This is a genomic window from Shewanella sp. BJSY2023SW005, assembly GCF_047314585.1.
Lineage (GTDB): Bacteria > Pseudomonadota > Gammaproteobacteria > Enterobacterales > Shewanellaceae > Shewanella > Shewanella algae.
This window is the reverse complement of the sequence record NZ_JBKORJ010000024.1, coordinates 1-17966: the sequence shown is the minus strand read 5'-3', so window position 1 is coordinate 17966 and position 17966 is coordinate 1. Positions and strand designations below refer to the sequence as shown.

Sequence of the window (17966 nt, the reverse complement as noted above, 5' to 3'; positions counted from 1 at the left end):
TTAGAGGCTCGCCAGTATGGTTTCGGCCTTGCTGACTTCGAAAGTCTTGGGCGCTTCCACATTCAACAAAGAAACCACGCCATCGTCTATCACCATGGCATAGCGCTGCGAGCGTAAGCCTCCGAAGGCGCCAGTGTCCATTTCCAGCCCCAGCGCCTTGGTGAAGGCACCATCGCCATCGGCCAACATCATGATCTCACCGGCGTTTTGGGTTTCACCCCAGGCTTTCATCACAAAGGCATCGTTGACCGACACACAGGCAATGATATCGACGCCCTTGGCCTTGAGTTCATCGGCCAGCACCACATAACCCGGCAGGTGAGCCTCGGAGCAGGTGGGGGTAAAGGCACCGGGAACAGCAAATAGCACGGCCTTCTTGCCGGCAAACAGTTCCTTAACCTTGTGGTTGATCATGCCCTCTTTACCTAGTTGGCTCAGAGTGGCATCCGGCAGAGTTTGACCTTGTGCAATCATGGTATTTGTCCTTTCAGTTGGAATTACAAACCATCATAGCCGTTAATGGAGTGGACAAACACAGACATTCTACAGGGGCAATCAGGCGGCAGCCGGCCGGCGCCGAAACAGCGTTCGCAACGCCAGCCAGCATAAGCTGAGCAGCAGTTCGGCCGAGGCTGCGAGCAGCAAGCCACTGAGTAGGCCAATGGCAATGGCATCGCCCTTGAGCAGAATATTGTGGCTGTAGTTGTCCCACACTTCGCGGCGGATACCCGCCTGTGGCGCAAACGCCAGTTGCAGGTAGGGGCTGTAGAGACTCTCGCGGAAGTCGGCCAAGGCCTGCTGCAACTCGGAGCGGCGTTCTACCATGGCGTTGAGCTTGTCGCCGCCGGAGGTAAATACCGGATCTTTGTTGGTCACATAGTGGGCGATAAGTTTATCCAGATCGCCACCGAAGAAACGGTCGGCATCGCGCTGAAACCCGGCCAATTGGGTTTGGATCTCGCTCAGGTGGGCCTGCAGGCTCTTGCCATATTGATCGACAAAGCCGGGGAGCTGGATCCCCGCCAGCACCCCCACAAAGAACAGCAGTAGTCTGAGATAGTCGCGTATGGTTCTAAGCATCATGCCTCCCTGAGTTCCGGCCAAACCAGATTGCCGCAGCCGCCCTGTATCTTAACTGACCGGTTCTGGCTTTGTTGCCGCTCTATCTGTGTCGCCTATAGCACACAGGGCTGCAACCAAAATGGATGCTGACTCAAGCGGGCGGTTTTGACAAGTGCCTACCGCTGAACATAGGCCTGGCATAGCAGAGCCTCCTCAAGCGCAATGATGTGGGTTATTTTTCCACCGGAGGCTTGATCCCATATTGGGACAGGGAATCAATAAATTCCTGCTTTTGGTAGCTGATAGCACGCTTAAGTGCCTTATGGCCTTGCGGAAGTATGTCAGCACCGAGCTTGCTCAAAACATAGTTAAAGTCCTGGATATCACTGGTTCTCACCATCTGCTCCAGCATGGTTTCCCCCGAGTGGCTGACCAGGGTCAAGTCAGCCTTTGACTCAACCAAGGCCTTTACCACCTCAAGATTGCTTTTTTCACCTGCTCCTTGAATCGGATTGGCGGCGTACATCAACGCAGGGCGGCCGTCACTATCTCTGGCATTCACATCGACATTGATGCCGATAAGGTATTTGACCGTGTCCAGGTGTCGGTACATTGATGCCGCCATTAAAGCGGTTTCCTGGCGACTCCCAGAATGCCCGTTAATGTCGGCGCCTCTTTCAACCAGGAGTTTGACCATCTCTACGCTCTCTTTCCCCGCAGCCGAGTACAATAACTCAACCAAGGTTTCAGCCGTGAGAAGGCCTGGCGGCGCGTTGTCGAGTAATTGTCTGGTTATTTCCAGTTGGCTACTCATAACGGCTCTCTCAATATCTTGTTTGGTGATATTGGCGCCGTGGCGTACCAGAGTAGTGACATAATCCAGCCGGCCAAACCAAGCTGCGTAATACAAGGGGCTGTTGCCAGAGCCGTTGGTTTGATTAATGTCGGCACCACTCTCCACCAGATAATTAAAGACTTTGGCATCATCTGTGCCCACGAGTTGATGCATCAGGGTTTCTTTATAGCTACCCTTGACGTTTAAATTGGCGCCCTTGGCCACCAAATAGCGCACAACCTCTAGGTTGTCATCACGCACGGAGTAAGCGAGAGCGGTCACTCCGTCTGTGTCCTGGGTATCGAGTTTCGCCCCCTTATTCAAAAGATACTTCACTATATCCAGGTCGCCCCGATTCGCAGATATCATCAGCGGTGTACTACTGCGCTCGGCATTTATTACCAGTAGGGCATTGATGTCGGCGCCCTTGGATACCAGGTACTTAATCGAAGCCAGGCTGCCGGCCGATACGGCCGTCTTGAGCATCTGCTCCTTGTTGCCAAGGGCGACTCTTTGCTGTTTTACCAGGTAATCCAAAATCTCTGTGGCACCGTTTTTGAGCGCAATGATGGAAATCTCTTCGGCATATTCCTTGGAGAGCACCTGGCCGGTTTTATTCAATAATGACTTGAAGATATCCAGATGATTATTGTGGGCCGCTATCTCCGGTAACCCCCAGCCGCCGTTATTCTTTTGTTCGAGATTGGCGCCGTTCTCCAGCAGCAAAGAGATCGCCTGCTGATGGCCAAACTCGACGGCCACCATCAGAGCCGTCCAGCCATATTGGTTTGAGGCGTTAATATCGATATTTTTCTCAAGCAGAAAAGAGATCAGGGCCAGATCCCCCAACTTGGTGGCAACCAGCAGAGAGTTGAAACCATTTTGACTACTGGCGTGAATATCGGCGCCTTGCTCAATCAGCAGCTTTGCCATCTCAGGAGTGGGTGACATCAACAGCGCATTCCAGCCGGCAGGGTTCTCAAGGTTGATGTCAGCGCCCTGAGCAATCAGCTGCTTTACCGAGTCCAGTTGGCCATCCAATACAGCTCGCATCAGTGGCGACAGACCCTCCTCATCCAAACTGTTCAGCTTGTGCGCCGCAGTTGTGGCTGCAGCTGTGTCGGGCTTAGCGCTTGCGGCCATAGCTGGTTTGCCAAAGAGAAAGATTCCCATCAAAACACATACAAACATCATCCTGAACTGCATTGTGATATTTCCTGAACTCTGTTTATGGGGCTGATCCGATAAGTCTTGCCCAAAAGTGCGGAGCAAAATATGCGGCGAGCCACAAAATGGCGCGGCTCTATGTTCCTTGTCGACTCAGTTCATCGCCGCTTTGACATAGACATCGAAGCGGTTTTTCTTGGTGGCGATAACAGTGCTGGGTTTAACCCCGGCCAGGTCTTCGGCGTAGTCCGGCCGTTTGACCACTACCCGCTTGCTCGCCAGTGCCAACGCCGGGGCCAGCAAGCCGTCGGCATCGGTATCGGCGCCGACCAGGGTCTGAAATACCCGCATCTCTTTTTTTACCAATGCCGACTTGTCTCTGTGGGGATACATGGGGTCCAGATAGACCACATCCGGTTGCGGACTTATCTGGCTCAACGCCTCCAGACTGGAGTCGTGCAGCAGCGTCATTCTTTGCTGCATCCAGGGGCCGATTTCGCTGTCCTGATAACCGCGGCTGAGACCGTCTTCCAGTAGCGCCGCCACCAAGGGGTTACGTTCAATCAGAGTCATTTGGCAGCCAAGGCTTGCCAGCACAAAGGCGTCACGGCCAAGACCGGCCGTGGCATCTACCACTGAGGGGCAGGCGCCTTGCTTGAGACCGACCGCCTTGGCTATGGCCTGGCCACGGCCGCCGCCGAACTTACGTCTGTGGGCCACGGCACCGCTGACAAAATCGACACAGATACCGCCAAGCTTGGGTTCGTCACGTTTGAACAGGGTCAGCATCTCCTGCTCAAACCCCAAGGCAAACACAGAGTCTTCTGAATGCTTCAGGCCCCAGCGCTCGGCAATAGCGCACAGGCGTGGCTCCCGGGTATCAAAATAAATGCTATGGCTTGGCTGCTTCACTGTGTTTGAGTCCTTGGCTGAATTGGCGCCATTATGCCAAATGCCAACCTGACTGAATACGTTCGGCTGCAACTCGCAGGCAGAGCAGCTATAATGCCGCGGTCATTTACCCGTCAGTCATTGGGGAACCCATGCTCAGCTACCGTCACGGTTTTCATGCCGGCAACTATGCCGATGTGCTCAAACATTCCATCTTGTTGCAGGCGCTGAGCTTGTTGCAGAAGAAAGATAAACCTTTGGTTTATATCGATACCCATGCCGGTGCCGGTGGCTATGCGCTGGAAGATGATTTCGCCCAAAAGACAGGGGAATATCTGGAAGGTATAGGCAAGCTCTGGCAGGAAACGAGTGTGCCGCAGGCGATGACAGCCTATCTGGAGGCGGTGCGCCATTTCAACGAAGGCAACGAGGAGCAAGCCACAGATGAGCTGGCCTGGTATCCCGGATCTCCGGCGATAGTGGATATGCACCTTAGAGAGCAGGACAGAATGCTGCTGCACGAGCTGCATAATACCGATGTCGAATTGCTGCAGGAGTATTTTGAAGGTGCCCGTCAGGTGAAGCTGGTTCACGGCGACGGTCTGCAGGGCCTGTTGGCCGCCGTGCCGCCATTGGAGCGTCGGGCACTGGTGCTGGTGGATCCCAGCTATGAGCTCAAGAGTGACTATCAGGATGTGGCTGATACCCTGATCAAGGCCCATCGCAAGTTTGCTACCGGGGTGTATCTGCTCTGGTATCCGGTCGTCAATCGGGCCCAGACTGAAGCCATGCTGACGAAGCTGAAAGACAGCGGTATTCGGCGCCAGTTACGGATAGAGCAGAGTATCAAGCCTGACTCGGATGAATTCGGTATGACGGCGGCGGGTCTGTGGGTCATCAACCCGCCATGGCAGTTGGATACCCAGGCCGAAGAGCTGCTGGCCTGGCTTCACCCCAGGCTCAATCAGGGTGGCGGCAGCGTCACTGTCTCCTGGGAAGTGGGCGAGTAAGCTTGGTTCCATCATAAAAACAGTTGGCCGGGTCACTGGGTATTAATTGGGTACTAAGTCGGATACCGAGCTGTGTACTAACGGCCCGGCCTGTTAACAGTGGCCTTTACGGCGCCTAAGCGACTGTGTGATAGCGACTGTGGTGAGTTATTCCGACAGTGCTTTCAGCTCGGCCAGCGTCGCCTCATCTATGAGCCCTAGCGCCAGCGCCTGTTGCGGATTGGTCTCTATCAAATAGGCACTGATACTCATCATATTGCGCAGCGCCATGCCGTTGGGGCCATCGTAAGCCGGCTGCTCGTTCCACTGATCCTGAGCCCAGGCGGCCCAAGTGGCCTTGAGGCTGTAGCCCGCCTCACAGAAGATGGTGCGGGTCAGTTGGCTGCCCTTATCCAGCATCTCCTCGTCGTTCATGCTGTTGTCTAGCTCGCCCTTGTGGCTTTGCATGACTTGCTTAACTGCCGCTATCGCTTCGGCGGTTGCGGGAACCGGCCCAAGTTGGCTGTCATCACAGGCTATTACGCTGGAAAAGGGCATCAGCAGACAGGCACAAAGGCCGAGGGACTTGAGGTTAAACATCTTCACTTCCTTGTTGTTGCGCCTCTCAGGCGCGGCTCAAATTGCGGTAGCGCTCCAGCAAAATTTTCACCCGTTTCACATAGGCGCGGGTTTCCGGGTAGGGTGGCACGCCGCGATATTGGGTCACTGTGGTAGGGCCGGCATTGTAGGCCGCCAGCGCCCGAGTCATATCGCCATCGAAACGGGCCAGCATCTGCGCCAGATAGCGGCTACCGGCATCGATATTCTGTGATACCACAAAGGCGTTGCTGACACCAAGCTCTTTGGCGGTATCCGGCATCAACTGCATCAGCCCCATAGCGCCGGTACGAGACAGGGCCTTGGCGTTGAAGGCCGACTCGGCGTGGATCACCGCCCGGATCAGCGCAGGATCCAGATTGTAAGTTTGGGCGGCGAGGGCGATTTCGGCGGCATAGTCACTGTCAAACAGAGGGATTGCCTGCCAGTTTACCTTGGAGTCCGGTCGGCAGGCGAAACAATCATAGAGAATGATCTGATATTCCTGGCTGCCGGGGGGCTTGTCGCTGAACGCCATCACACCGTTGGCCTGGCGGTACTGATAGACTTTACGCTTCGGCAGACTGCTGTCACTGATGCCGTGTTCGGAGTAACGCGCCACTATACGGGGTTTGGTCGAAGGCTCTTTAGTCAAAGCTGAAATTTTTTCACCCATGACTGAAGGCTCTTTACTTATAGCTGAAGGCTTTTTTCCTACGGCTGAATGCTCTTTATCCATAGCTGAGGGCTCTTCACCCATGGAGGCCTTTTCCGAAGGCATAGGTATCTCGGTGCCGGCAAGCGCAGCAAAGGGCAGCGCCGAGCTCAGCAGCCAGAGTAGCAAAGAGATGAGTCCTTGGCCGGAAGTGTGCTTCACGCCTGATAACCCGCCCGTGTTTCCAGTTTCAATATGTCAATGATAGCAAAGAGTTGCTGCATTTCACTGTGGATCTGGCTGAACTCCTTTTCGAAGGTGGCTCCCTCAAAGATGGAGGCGGTCTCGAATCTATCCTTGTTACTGGGAAACAGGATCAACAGCTGCCTGCCGTGGAAGGCGCAGCGCAGATCCCGGCCGAACTTCTTGCTCAAGTCCAGCAAACGCTCCATAAACAAGGGGTTCATCAACACCCGGCCATTGATCTGATTGTCGGCAAAGACATCGAACTCTTTTTCAAACACGGGATCTTCCAGCTTCATCTGCTTCAGCCCCGAATAGCTGGAAGAGAGTTTCCCCAGCAGGCCGCGGTCGCGGATCAATACCGCATGGCAGCCGAAGTTTTGTGGCACGGTAAAGGTCATGGCCAGTCCCTTGAATACCTCGCTGGTACGCTTCTTATTCTTGCTATCCCGATATTCTGACTTCAGCACTAATTCACTGATCCCCAGTTCGACCTGTTTATAGCTACCGGTAATAAAATCACTGGAATGTGCTATGTCGTGCTTGGGCAAAATGCCGGCATCACGAAATGGTCGCAGTGGCAAACCATCGTTGGGACTAAAGGTAAAGTCGTCGCCGAAATAGCGGAAGATCAGCGGGAACAGATCTTTTTTAACCTGTGTTTGAAACGCCTTGATGGGTTTCTTACACCAGAAAAACATCAGCAAAACCGGGGTAAGGGCGAGGGCAAACGAAGCTTCCGGGCCAAGGGAACTGTAGTACATAAGGTCGTACCAATAGTGCCAAACCAGCAGCAGAGTCACCACAAGTGTCAGTACAAACAGGGCTACCCGAGTTCGGCACTGCTTGAGGCTCTTGATCCTCAGTCTTTCATACTTACTGGCCTTGGGCTGTATATGCTGGCGATAGTATTGCTGCAGCTTGGGCAGATCTTCGCTGGGGGCCTGTAAGCCTTTTCCCGGGCGTACCGGGGAAATCTTGGCCCCCATCAGGAAGGTGATAATATTCACGGGTCAATCTTTTACTCTGTCTCAGTTCAAATAGTCGCCGGCATTGACCGGACTTTTGGCGCTTTCATCCGCCTCATAGAAGGGCAGAGCCTGTACCTTGGCCATGGAAGCTATGATTGAACCCGGGAAAATTTCCACCGCATTGTTGAGTTCAGTGACTGCCGAGTTGTAGAAACGCCGCGCCGCAGAAATATGGGCCTCCACTTCGTTATAGGTCTGCATCGCCTGCAACATGGTGTTGTCTGACTTGAGTTCAGGGTAGTTTTCTACCGACACCATCAACTGGCTGACACGGCTGTTGAGCTGGTTGGCCAAATCCAGATGTTGTTTTACTGCATCTTTGTCGGCCGGATTGTAGCTTTGGGTCAGTTGCGTGCGTAATTCGGTGATCTCGGTCAACAGCTGTTTTTCATGATCCATGAAGCGCTTGGCTATGGTGAGAATATTGGGCAGCAGATTAGCCCTTTTCTTGAGCTGGACATCTATGCCGGAGAGGGCTTCACGGGCCGTGTTGCGTTTTTTTATCAGGCTGACATACCAGAGATAAATCAGTATCACGGCGATCGCCAGTATCAACAAAAATCCATCCATATTTGCTAAAGTTCCATGCAGTTTTTTCTGAACTGCGCCAGCTAACCATAAAATGGCCGCAAATGCATCTTTGTTGTGATTTTGAACCTATGCTGGCCCCTTGACGGCGAGTCTTGCCAAGTCAATGAAAACCATCACTTATATGGCTTTAAAGATAGATTTAAGCAAAAGCCTGTAAATCAAAGGTTTGGGCTGTACGTTTTTAGTACATTGAAACATTATCTAAATGATTCATTTGAAATATTTATCTATTTTTGAGTGGTAAAAAAACAGCAACTTTTGACTCAAGTCTGTCGGAAGCCGCTATAGGCCATGGGAAAACTGTTTACCGTGCGTCAAAGCGAAGAAATGGAATCATACTATTTACAAACAGCTTTTATTATGTTCAGGCAAGGTTCAGACAGCGTATTGTAAATTGTAATGACACAACGTTGGGGCAAAGCGAATTAGTTCAGCGAATTTGCCTTTATGGACCCGCCCTGGGTCCTTTTTTTTGCCTCTAATTTCCCGCCATTCTTCCAGGTTAAGTTTCAGTTAAAAGTGTCACGGCAAAATGGCCGGCCGCTTGTCGTAGATGTTACGACCATGAAAATAGAACCGGCAGCCGAGCCGGCAGACAGGGAAATCAGATGCAGTCCAATCATTCTCAGCAACCGCTCGAAACCGCCAAAAGTGGCTGGTTTATCCGCTTCCTCAATGTGGTGGAGCGCCTTGGCAACCTTTTGCCACATCCCATCACACTATTTGCGTTGTTTTGCGCAGCCGTCATCCTGATCTCCGGCATTGCCGGTTATTTTGAAGTCACTGTGGTAGATCCTCGTCCCGAAGGCGCCAGTGGCCGCAGCGCCGATGGCCTGATCCATGTGGTCAGCCTGATGAATGCCGAAGGGCTGCGGATGATAGTCTCCAACCTGGTGACCAACTTTACCGGTTTTACGCCGCTGGGCACTGTATTGGTGGCCTTGCTCGGGGTAGGGATTGCCGAACGCTCAGGACTCTTGTCCGCCGGCATGCGGGCGCTGGTGATGGGGGCCTCCAAGCGCCTGGTTACCCTGACTATTGTCTTTGCCGGAATCGTCTCCAATACCGCCGCCGAGCTGGGTTATGTCGTGCTGATCCCCATGGCGGCGATGATCTTCCATTCTCTTGGCAGGCATCCCTTGGCGGGGTTGGCGGCGGCCTTTGCCGGGGTATCCGGTGGCTACAGTGCCAACCTCCTGCTGGGAACCGTGGATCCCCTGTTATCCGGGATCACCGAAGCGGCGGCGCAGATGATAGACCCTGACTACACTGTGGGCCCCGAGGTCAACTGGTACTTCATGTTTGTCTCCACCTTTGTGATCTCTTTCCTCGGCGCCTTGGTGACAGAGAAAATCGTTGAACCCAAGCTCGGTAGCTATGATGTCTCTGAAGCCAGTGTCGATTTGGAAGAGCAGCGGATGGAAACCGTCACCGAACTGGAGAAAAAAGGGCTGAAAATGGCTGGTTTGGCGGCGCTGCTGCTCGGCGCAGTCTTGGCCTTGACCGTGGTACCCGAGTGGGGCCCACTGCGTCACCCCGAGACGGGGGAAGTGGCCGGCTCGCCGTTTCTCAAGGGAATCGTGGTGTTTATCTTTGTCTGCTTTGCCATTCCCGGGCTGGTATACGGCAAGGTGGTGGGCACCATGAAAAAAGATACCGATGTGATCAACGCCATGTCCCACAGTATGAGCACCATGGGCATGTATATCGTATTGGTGTTTTTCGCCTCGCAGTTTGTGGCCTTCTTCAAGTGGACCAATCTGGGCGCCGTGTTGGCGGTGACCGGCGCCGATGCCCTTAGTGCCCTGGGGCTGACCGGGCCGATAGTCTTCCTGCTGTTTATCATGATGTGTGGCTTTATCAACTTGATGCTCGGCAGTGCCTCGGCCCAGTGGGCGGTGACGGCGCCGATATTTGTGCCCATGTTGATGTTGGTGGGTTATGCGCCGGAAACCATTCAGGCGGCCTATCGAATAGGTGACTCAGTGACTAACCTGATCACGCCCATGATGAGTTACTTTGGTCTTATCCTGGCGGTCGCCGCGCGCTACAAGAAGGACCTGGGGATAGGTACTCTGGTGGCTACCATGTTGCCATACACGCTGGTGTTTTTCGTCGGTTGGACCCTGTTCTTCTTCCTCTGGGTATTCGGCCTGGGGCTGCCGGTTGGCCCAGGTGCGGCTACCTACTATTCACCGGCGGGCTGATGGTCTGTAACAGTGAATGACTGAGGATGTTAGTGGGAAGGGGCTTAGGTGATATACGCTAGCCCCTTTTTTAATCTTTTGGCTTTATTCGGCAATTCGGCGCCGCGGCTTAAGGACGGCTAAAGCCAGAGTAAGTCTTGCGCCAGTTGCTGGGGCTCACCCCCAGGGCGCGTTTGAAGGCGTCTCGCAGACCGGCGGCACTGGCAAAACCGCAGCTGGAGGCAATCAGTTCCACCGACATATGGCTCGACTCGAGCAAGGATTGCGCCCGGCGGATCCGCGCCTGTCCCAGCCACGCCATAGGCGCCAGTCCGGTTTGCTCCCGGAACTTACGGTTCAGGCTACGCTGGCTTAAACAGGCTCTTTCTGCCAGTTGTGCCAAGGTCAAATGCAGGTGCAGATTGTCCATCAACCAGAGTTGCAAATTGGCCAGCTGTTGCTGCTGCGGCAGCCATTGGCGATGAATTCTTTGCGACTGACAACCCTGACGCTCGAGCGGCATCACAAAGAAGTCGGCCGTGGTCTCGGCGGCCTGGGCGCCAAAGTCACTGGCTATCATATGCAGACACAGATCCTGGCCCGCGGCCAATCCCGCCGAGGTCAATAGCTGGCCGTTGTCGACAAACAGCATGTCCTCTTCCACCTCTATATTGGGATAACGCTTGGCCAGTTCGGGCGTCAGTTGCCAGTGGGTAGTTGCCCTGAGGTTATCCAACAGGCCTGCGGCGGCCAATACGCAGGCGCCGGTGCAGATAGATGCCAGTCGTACTCTGGCCCTCGCGGCTTGTTGCAGCGCCTGAAGGACTTCGGGCTCGTTGAATGCCAGGGGATTGCGGATGCCGGGGATTATCACAGTATCCACTTGACTCAGCAGCTCAAGCGGGGCGATATCCGAGATGCTCAATGCGCCACTGCAGATGGATTGCTCCGGGCCGCAAAAGCTTACCTGGTAAGGTTTGTGGCCGCCGCTCAGGGAAACCAGAGGAAACATCTGGTAAGGAATGGCGAGATCGAAGGCGACAAAATCTCTCAGTACCAGAATCGCAATCCTGTGCTGAGGTTGAGAAAGAGCTGAAGACATGTTTCCTGCCCGGCGCCATTCCGGCGGCCCAATAGCGTATGTGTGCAAGGCAATCTAGTTCAAGCTCAAAACCCTGTACAGCGGCTTGTGGCCAAAGTGACCGCCTGGATCACAGCCTGCCCAAGTTGGCCAGACTCTTGCGGCAATTGGCCGGTAACCGGCTGTTGCAGCCTGCAATAGGTTACTAATCTCAACGGGACTTTCTGACTCAAAGGAGCGTTTATGAACCGTCGAGACTTTACCTTATCCTGCCTGGGAACGCTGGCCGCAGCCTCTCTGGGCGGTGTGGCACCTCAAGCGTTGGCCGCGGGCGCCTCAGGCCAACGGCCGGCAGCAAACTCTTTACCCGCCGGCACCAAAGCCAGCACGAGCGGCAAGCCACATATCGCCTTTGTACTGTATGAGGGCATGACAGCCCTGGATCTCATAGGGCCGGCTGAAGTGCTCGCCGGTGAACAGTTTGATGTGGACTTTGTCTGGTACGACAAGGAAGTGGTCTATGCTGAGAGCCGCGCCAATAAGCGTTTGGGGTTAATGCCAACCGCAACCTTTGCCGAGATTGAGCAGACAAACATTCTCTGCGTTCCGGGAACCAGTAATCCATACAAACAGCTGGAGCGCACCGAAATGATTGACTGGGTGGCTCGGGTCGGCGCCAAGGCCGACTGGGTCACCAGCGTCTGTACCGGCTCATTTATTCTCGGGGCCGCCGGTTTGCTCAAGGGGTATAAGGCCACCTCTCATTGGGGCGTGTTGCAGGACTTGCGCTACTTTGGCGCCGAGCCTGTAGTCGATAGAGTGGTTCACGACCGCAATCGAGTCACAGGCGCCGGGGTCACTTCAGGGATCGATTTTGGCTTGCTGCTGTTGTCGCTGCTGACAGATGAGCAGACAGCCCGCGGCAAACAGCTGGTGCTTGAATATGATCCCCAGCCCCCTTTTAACAGTGGTTCGCCCAAGCTTGCTTCTCCTGCCTTGTTGGAAGCGGTGCGCGGTGGTTATATGGATTATCTGCAAGCGGTTGCCTCCAACTCCCGCAGCCAACTGCAGGCCCTGGCAAGCAATTTGGGGATCAAGCATCCCTGAGACAGGCCTTTAAGGTTTAGCTTCAAGGCGTTGTAAATGAGGACGAAAATGGTTCCGTTTTTGTTCTAACTATAAGCTATTGTTGAACTTTTTCTATTGTCATACACTATCGGGCCCTTTGGTTTGTTGGTTGGGCCCGCATGCGTTTTTCATCTGCACGTTTGTTGCTGCTAATGGCTTGGTTGGCCACGAGTTTTACCCTGGCCGCCGAGATAGGCGACACGGCCGTGGTCGGTAAACTCTATTTCAGCGGCGCCGAACTGCCCGGGCAATTGACTCCAGAGGGGGCCGGTGGGTGGCCGGAGCCTATTTGGTTGCTGTGGCTCATGGGCCTTGGCAGCTTCTTTTGCCGTTTTCGTTGTTTTGCGCTCTGGCTGCTTGCTTTGCTGGCGTTGCAACTCAAGTTTGTTATTCGGGTCGACGACAGCCTGCTGTGGAGCAGTTGGCTAGTGTTGCTATTGCCGACACAAGTTTTGTTTGGCCTGATTTTGCTGTTGATTGACCGGGGCGAGGGCGCACGAGCCCAGGTAATCACCCTTGACTGACGATAGTCCAAGTCCCAAGCCGTATTAAGGGAGAACAATAGATGTCCAGAAAAGCCAGAGCCGCCATGGTCTCGGTCTGCTCCAATATTTCGCTGATCATCATGAAGGTGGCGGCGGGTATTGTCAGTGGCTCGGTCAGTATCATTTCAGAAGCGATTCACTCCGCCATGGATTTGGTGGCGGCCTTGATCGCCCTGTTTGCCGTGCGCCGCGCCGATGTGCCGCCTGACTGGGATCATCCCTACGGCCACGACAAGATAGAGAATGTTTCCGGGGTTATTGAGGCGCTGTTGATTTTGGCGGCGGCCGGCTGGATTATTTTCGAGGCTGTCGGCAAGTTGCTCAGCCCCTCAGAGGTGGAAGGCCTGGGCTGGGGGGTATTGGTGATGCTGTTGTCGGCGCTGGTTAACACAGGCGTCAGTGCCTATCTCTACCGGGTGGCCAGGGAAGAGCAATCGGTGGCGCTTGAGGCCGATGCCCTGCACCTTAAGGCCGATGTGCTCACCTCGCTCGGGGTAGCCGTGGGGCTGCTGCTCATCTGGGTGGGTGGTTATTTTGGCCATAATCTGGCGCTGCTGGATCCCATAGTGGCCATAGGGGTGGCACTGTTTATTCTCAAAGAAGCGATAAGCATGTTGGATCAGGCCTTCAAGCCGCTGCTGGATCACAGCATCAGCGAAGAGGAGCTTAACCAGGCCGCCGAGATAATCGCGCACCACTGTCCCAATGAAGGCGGCTTTCACGACTTGCGTGGCCGTCAGGCGGGCAGACGGCGTCATATCGACTTCCACCTGACCTTGCCCAAGGAGATGAGTGTTGGCCATTCCCATGCCATTTGTGACCGTATCGAGCAGGCCTTGATGGCTGCCATCCCCCATGCGGCGGTGTTTATCCATGTGGAGCCGCTGGAAGAGCAGCCCGAAGAAGAAGGCTTACTGCAACAGGGCGCCTGAAGCGGCGCCCGTGTGGCTGCATCAGAGCCCTTGATGGGGGCCGAACACTTCATAGTGGATCTGCGTTTCCCCAATACCCAGGGCCAGCAACTGCGCCTTGATGCTCTGCATAAAGCCTATGGGGCCACAGCAGTAGAATTGGCCCTCGGATGGCAGCATGGCCGCTATCGGTTCCAGCACCATGGTGCCATTCAGGTCATAATCCTGTCCCTGAATATCAGTCTCAAGCGGCTGGCGATACCAGGTCAGCGCCTTGAGATTTGTCTGCTCGGCCTGTTTGCGGCGTATATCTTCGGCAAAAGCGTGCTGGGCGCCATTTTCACAGGCATGCAGCCATAGTGTCTCGGCGCAGTCTTGCTGCAGGCGGCTGTTTAACATGCTCAGCATAGGCGTCAGGCCAACTCCGGCAGATAGCAGTACAACCCGGGTGTCAGGCTCAGTATTCAGGAAAAAATCCCCCGCCGGCGGGATCAGCTCAAGCTCGCTGCCAATATCGAATTCATTATGCAGCAGGTTGGAAACCAATCCTTCGTTTTCACGTTTAATGCTGATGCGATAGTTGCGGCCGTTGGGGGCATCCGACAATGAGTATTGGCGGATCTCGGTATGGGCCAGCGCCGGATGGCTGAGTTTGAGGTTCAGGTATTGCCCTGGCTTAAAATCGGCCACAGGGCCGCCATCCTTGGGCGTGAGTTCGAAGGAGGTAATGGCGGCAGACTCGCGGCGTTTGTTGCTGACAACAAAGGTGCGGGTGCCGCTCCAACCTCCTTGTTTGCCTGCGGCATCGGCATAAATCTGTGCTTCGCGGCCAATAAAGATATTGGCCAACACCCTATAAGCCTTCTCCCAGGCGCCCAGTACCTCTGGCGTGACGGCATCGCCACCGAGTTCTTCCAGAGTGGCTAGCAGATGCTTGCCGACTATGGCGTATTGCTCGGGTTTGATCAGAAAGCCTGTGTGTTTCTGGGCAATTCTTTCCACGGCTTCACCGAGAACAGCCAGATTGTCGATATGTTGGGCATAGGCGGCGACGGCATTGAACAAGGCTACAGGCTGATCGCCCTTATGCTGATGAGCCAGGTTGAACACATCTTTCAATTCAGGATTGTGGTGGAACATGCGCTGATAGAAGTGTTTGGTCAGCTCTGGGCCGGCGGCAACCAGCAGGGGAATGGTACTCTTGACCACTTGGATAGTGTGTTGATCCAACATAAAGACAACCTCAAAGATTCATTTAAGTTATATGTTCCGCGATAAAATAAACATGCATTTGATTTGGATCAATAAAAATCCTGACTGGATCTGTCAGGCATTCAGTATGGTTCGCAAAAACACTCGTGTGCGTGATGTATATCTATGTTTTATCGTATCTGGATCCTGATTCTGGCTTGTTCGCATCTCTGGTTTGCTTCTTTGGTTCGCTTTTCTGGTGCCGGAGCCGAGTCGCCTTCAGTGGCCAACAGTCTTGGCCAACAATGACTTTTGCCGCTAAAAAGCGGATAATTCCCCCAATTTTGCTCAATTTGACCCAGATCACAGCCGGTCGCCGGTTTTACCGCTGCGGCGAGTGTCATCGGGCGAGCGGGAAACCCCGCCGTAACTCGGAACTATCCAATGGAAATCAAAGTAAATTTTCTCGACAACCTCAGACTCGAAGCCAAGTTTGATGACTTCAGTGTCATTGCCGACCAGCCAATCCGTTACAAGGGCGATGGCTCGGCGCCGAGCCCGTTCGACTACTTTCTGGCTTCATCAGCGCTGTGCGCCGCCTATTTTGTGAAGGTGTACTGTGTCGCCCGCGATATTCCTACCGAAGGCATTCGCCTGTCGCAAAACAACATAGTCGACCCGGAAAACCGTTATAACCAGATCTTCAAGATTCAGGTGGAACTGCCGGACACCATCTCTGACAAAGACCGTGAAGGCATACTGCGTTCCATCGACCGCTGCACTGTGAAGAAAGTGGTTCAGACCGGCCCCGAGTTCCAGCTGGAAACCGTGGATAACCTGGATCAGGACGCCCAGGCGATGCTGATGCTTAAGCCGGATGACAGCCACAGCACCTTTATTCTGGGTAAGGATCTGCCGTTGGAGCAGACCATAGCCAACATGACCAACACCTTGGCCGAATTGGGGATGAAGATAGAGATCTCCTCCTGGCGTAACCTGGTGCCCAACGTCTGGTCGCTGCATATCCGTGACGCCGCTTCGCCCAAGTGTTTTACCAACGGCAAGGGCGCAACCAAAGAGAGCGCGCTCTGCTCGGCCCTGGGCGAGTTTATCGAGCGTCTCAGCTGCAACTTCTTCTACAACGACCAGTATTTCGGCCCCGAGATCGCCAACGCCGAATTTGTTCACTATCCCAATGAGAAGTGGTTCCAACCCGGCCCCAACGATGAGCTGCCGCCCGGGATCCTCGATGACTATTGTCTGGAAATCTACAACCCGGATGGTGAGCTCTGCGGCTCCAACCTTATCGACACCAACTCGGGCAATGTCGAGCGCGGCATCTGCGCCATTCCCTATGTGCGTCAGTCCGATGGCGAGACTGTGTATTTCCCCTCCAACCTGATTGAAAACCTGTATCTCAGCAACGGCATGAGCGCAGGTAACAATCTGGATGAGGCCAAGGTGCAGTGTCTGTCCGAGATTTTCGAGCGGGCGGTGAAGCGCCGCATCATAGAAGAGGAGCTGGTTCTGCCTGAGGTGCCGAAAGCCGTGCTGGCCAAGTATCCTTCGATAGTGGCCGGCATAGAGGCGCTGGAAGCCCAGGGCTTTCCGCTGGTGATCAAGGATGCCTCCCTCGGTGGCCAGTTCCCCGTCATGTGTGTGACTCTGATGAACCCCCGCACCGGCGGCGTATTTGCCTCCTTCGGCGCCCACCCCAGTTTTGAGGTGGCGCTGGAGCGCAGCCTCACTGAACTGCTGCAGGGCCGCAGTTTCGAGGGCCTCAACGATGTGCAAAAGCCTACTTTCAACAGCATGGCGGTGCAGGAGCCGGAGAACTTTGTTGAACACTTTATCGACTCCAGCGGGGTGATCTCCTGGCGCTTCTTCAGTAGCAAGCCGGACTATGAGTTTGTCGAATGGGACTTCTCCGGCAGCAACGCCGAAGAGAGCCAGAGCCTGTTCGGGATTCTTGAAGATATGGGCAAAGAGGTCTACATCGCCGAGTTTACCGAGATAGGCAACGCCTGCCGGATCCTGGTGCCAGACTTCTCCGAGGTGTATCCGGTATCGGATCTGATTTGGGACAACACCAACAAGGCGCTGGACTACCGAGAAGATATTCTTAACCTGCATCGCCTCAGCGACAGCCAACTGCAAAGCCTGTCCGAGCGCCTCGAAGACAGCCAATTGGATATCTACACGGATATCATCACCCTGATAGGCATAGAGTTTGATGAAAACACCGTCTGGGGCCAACTGACGATACTCGAACTTAGACTGCTGATCTGTCTGGCCATAGGTGAGCTGGAAGAAGCGCTGGAGCTGACCGAAACCTTCCTGCAGTACAACAACAATACCGTCGCTCGTGGCCTCTTCTATCAATGCCTGCAGGCGGTGTTGGAGCTCAGTCTGGACGATGAACTCGAGCTGGATGACTACCGGTACAACTTAGGACGTATGTTCGGCCAGGAAACCCTGGATGCCACCATAGGTTCGGTCAATGGCACAGTGCGCTTCTACGGCCTGACCCCAACCAATATGCAGCTCGAAGGCCTGGAAAAACACCAGCGGCTGATCGAAAGCTACAAGAAGCTGCATGCCGCAAGGGCTAAGCTGGCCGCCAAGAAGTAGTTTAAGTTCAAGGGGCGTGTGTGCCCCTTGATAATCCTTATTTGCAACAACGGCTTTCGACGACACCGAGGGGGAGTCGGTGCAATTCCTCACCCCAAAGTGTCGTATTCAGCTGCAGATATACGCCTAATTCCAGGCACAGGCGGGACTGTGACCTTCCGAGCCAGGGATGGCGAGGCAGAGCTTACAAGGATGTACTCGCAGCGTGTCACAGGATCGCCTGTGCGAGAGC

The 17966-nt window shown here is 54.4% G+C and carries 16 protein-coding genes; 6 read left to right on the top strand and 10 right to left on the bottom strand.

The window, feature by feature from the left end:
- The 4 genes from ACMHXI_RS06710 to ACMHXI_RS06695 form a co-directional block, all read right to left on the bottom strand.
- Positions 1 to 474: a peroxiredoxin gene (locus ACMHXI_RS06710; protein WP_144128665.1), complete on the bottom strand. Its 474-nt coding sequence runs from the start codon at positions 472 to 474 to the stop codon at positions 1 to 3.
- Between the two features lie 81 nt (positions 475 to 555).
- Entirely contained in the window at positions 556 to 1083 is a 528-nt protein-coding gene (locus tag ACMHXI_RS06705) for a DUF2937 family protein (RefSeq protein WP_413734458.1), read from the bottom strand.
- 211 nt (positions 1084 to 1294) lie between these two features.
- Complete coding sequence (locus tag ACMHXI_RS06700; protein ID WP_413734456.1) at positions 1295 to 3040, bottom strand: ankyrin repeat domain-containing protein; 1746 nt, start codon at positions 3038 to 3040, stop codon at positions 1295 to 1297.
- Between the two features lie 177 nt (positions 3041 to 3217).
- A complete protein-coding gene (locus tag ACMHXI_RS06695) occupies positions 3218 to 3976 on the bottom strand; it encodes a class I SAM-dependent methyltransferase (RefSeq protein WP_037437101.1) in 759 nt (252 codons plus the stop codon).
- 131 nt (positions 3977 to 4107) lie between these two features.
- On the opposite strand from ACMHXI_RS06695, the gene ACMHXI_RS06690 reads away from it, so the two are divergent.
- Positions 4108 to 4965: a 23S rRNA (adenine(2030)-N(6))-methyltransferase RlmJ gene (locus ACMHXI_RS06690; RefSeq protein WP_025010798.1), complete on the top strand. Its 858-nt coding sequence runs from the start codon at positions 4108 to 4110 to the stop codon at positions 4963 to 4965.
- Between the two features lie 147 nt (positions 4966 to 5112).
- On the opposite strand, the gene ACMHXI_RS06685 is transcribed toward ACMHXI_RS06690, so the two are convergent.
- From ACMHXI_RS06685 to ACMHXI_RS06670, 4 genes are all read right to left on the bottom strand, one after another.
- The gene (locus ACMHXI_RS06685) at positions 5113 to 5544 is read right to left on the bottom strand and encodes a hypothetical protein (protein WP_144191615.1); all 432 of its coding nucleotides are present in this window, start codon (positions 5542 to 5544) and stop codon (positions 5113 to 5115) included.
- A 25-nt stretch (positions 5545 to 5569) separates the two neighbouring features.
- Positions 5570 to 6217, bottom strand: a complete 648-nt coding sequence (locus ACMHXI_RS06680; RefSeq protein ID WP_081782944.1) for a lytic transglycosylase domain-containing protein — start codon at positions 6215 to 6217, stop codon at positions 5570 to 5572.
- Between the two features lie 197 nt (positions 6218 to 6414).
- Entirely contained in the window at positions 6415 to 7449 is a 1035-nt protein-coding gene (locus tag ACMHXI_RS06675; protein WP_045283957.1) for a DUF3137 domain-containing protein, read from the bottom strand.
- Between the two features lie 21 nt (positions 7450 to 7470).
- Positions 7471 to 8040, bottom strand: coding sequence for a LemA family protein (locus tag ACMHXI_RS06670; RefSeq protein ID WP_071237277.1), 570 nt, complete (start codon positions 8038 to 8040; stop codon positions 7471 to 7473).
- Between the two features lie 629 nt (positions 8041 to 8669).
- Here ACMHXI_RS06670 and ACMHXI_RS06665 point away from each other — a divergent pair.
- Positions 8670 to 10268: an AbgT family transporter gene (locus ACMHXI_RS06665; protein WP_037467409.1), complete on the top strand. Its 1599-nt coding sequence runs from the start codon at positions 8670 to 8672 to the stop codon at positions 10266 to 10268.
- Between the two features lie 109 nt (positions 10269 to 10377).
- Here ACMHXI_RS06665 and ACMHXI_RS06660 read toward each other — a convergent pair whose 3' ends face one another.
- Entirely contained in the window at positions 10378 to 11349 is a 972-nt protein-coding gene (locus ACMHXI_RS06660; protein WP_071237278.1) for a GlxA family transcriptional regulator, read from the bottom strand.
- Positions 11350 to 11571: 222 nt separating this feature from the next.
- Here ACMHXI_RS06660 and ACMHXI_RS06655 point away from each other — a divergent pair, with 222 nt between their 5' ends.
- The 3 genes from ACMHXI_RS06655 (at position 11572) to ACMHXI_RS06645 (ending at position 13933) form a co-directional block, all read left to right on the top strand.
- Positions 11572 to 12435: a DJ-1/PfpI family protein gene (locus ACMHXI_RS06655; protein ID WP_071237279.1), complete on the top strand. Its 864-nt coding sequence runs from the start codon at positions 11572 to 11574 to the stop codon at positions 12433 to 12435.
- 140 nt (positions 12436 to 12575) lie between these two features.
- Complete coding sequence (locus tag ACMHXI_RS06650) at positions 12576 to 12980, top strand: hypothetical protein (protein ID WP_139190658.1); 405 nt, start codon at positions 12576 to 12578, stop codon at positions 12978 to 12980.
- A 41-nt stretch (positions 12981 to 13021) separates the two neighbouring features.
- On the top strand, positions 13022 to 13933 hold the full coding sequence (locus ACMHXI_RS06645) for a cation diffusion facilitator family transporter (protein WP_025010789.1): 912 nt from the start codon (positions 13022 to 13024) through the stop codon (positions 13931 to 13933).
- Between the two features lie 21 nt (positions 13934 to 13954).
- On the opposite strand, the gene hmpA is transcribed toward ACMHXI_RS06645, so the two are convergent.
- A complete protein-coding gene (gene hmpA / locus ACMHXI_RS06640) occupies positions 13955 to 15145 on the bottom strand; it encodes an NO-inducible flavohemoprotein (protein ID WP_144438550.1) in 1191 nt (396 codons plus the stop codon).
- 402 nt (positions 15146 to 15547) lie between these two features.
- Here hmpA and ACMHXI_RS06635 point away from each other — a divergent pair, with 402 nt between their 5' ends.
- Positions 15548 to 17734 carry an OsmC domain/YcaO domain-containing protein gene (locus ACMHXI_RS06635; RefSeq protein ID WP_144438549.1) on the top strand — a complete coding sequence of 729 codons (2187 nt, stop codon included), beginning with the start codon at positions 15548 to 15550 and terminating at the stop codon, positions 17732 to 17734.
- The last annotated feature ends 232 nt before the right edge of the window (positions 17735 to 17966 follow it).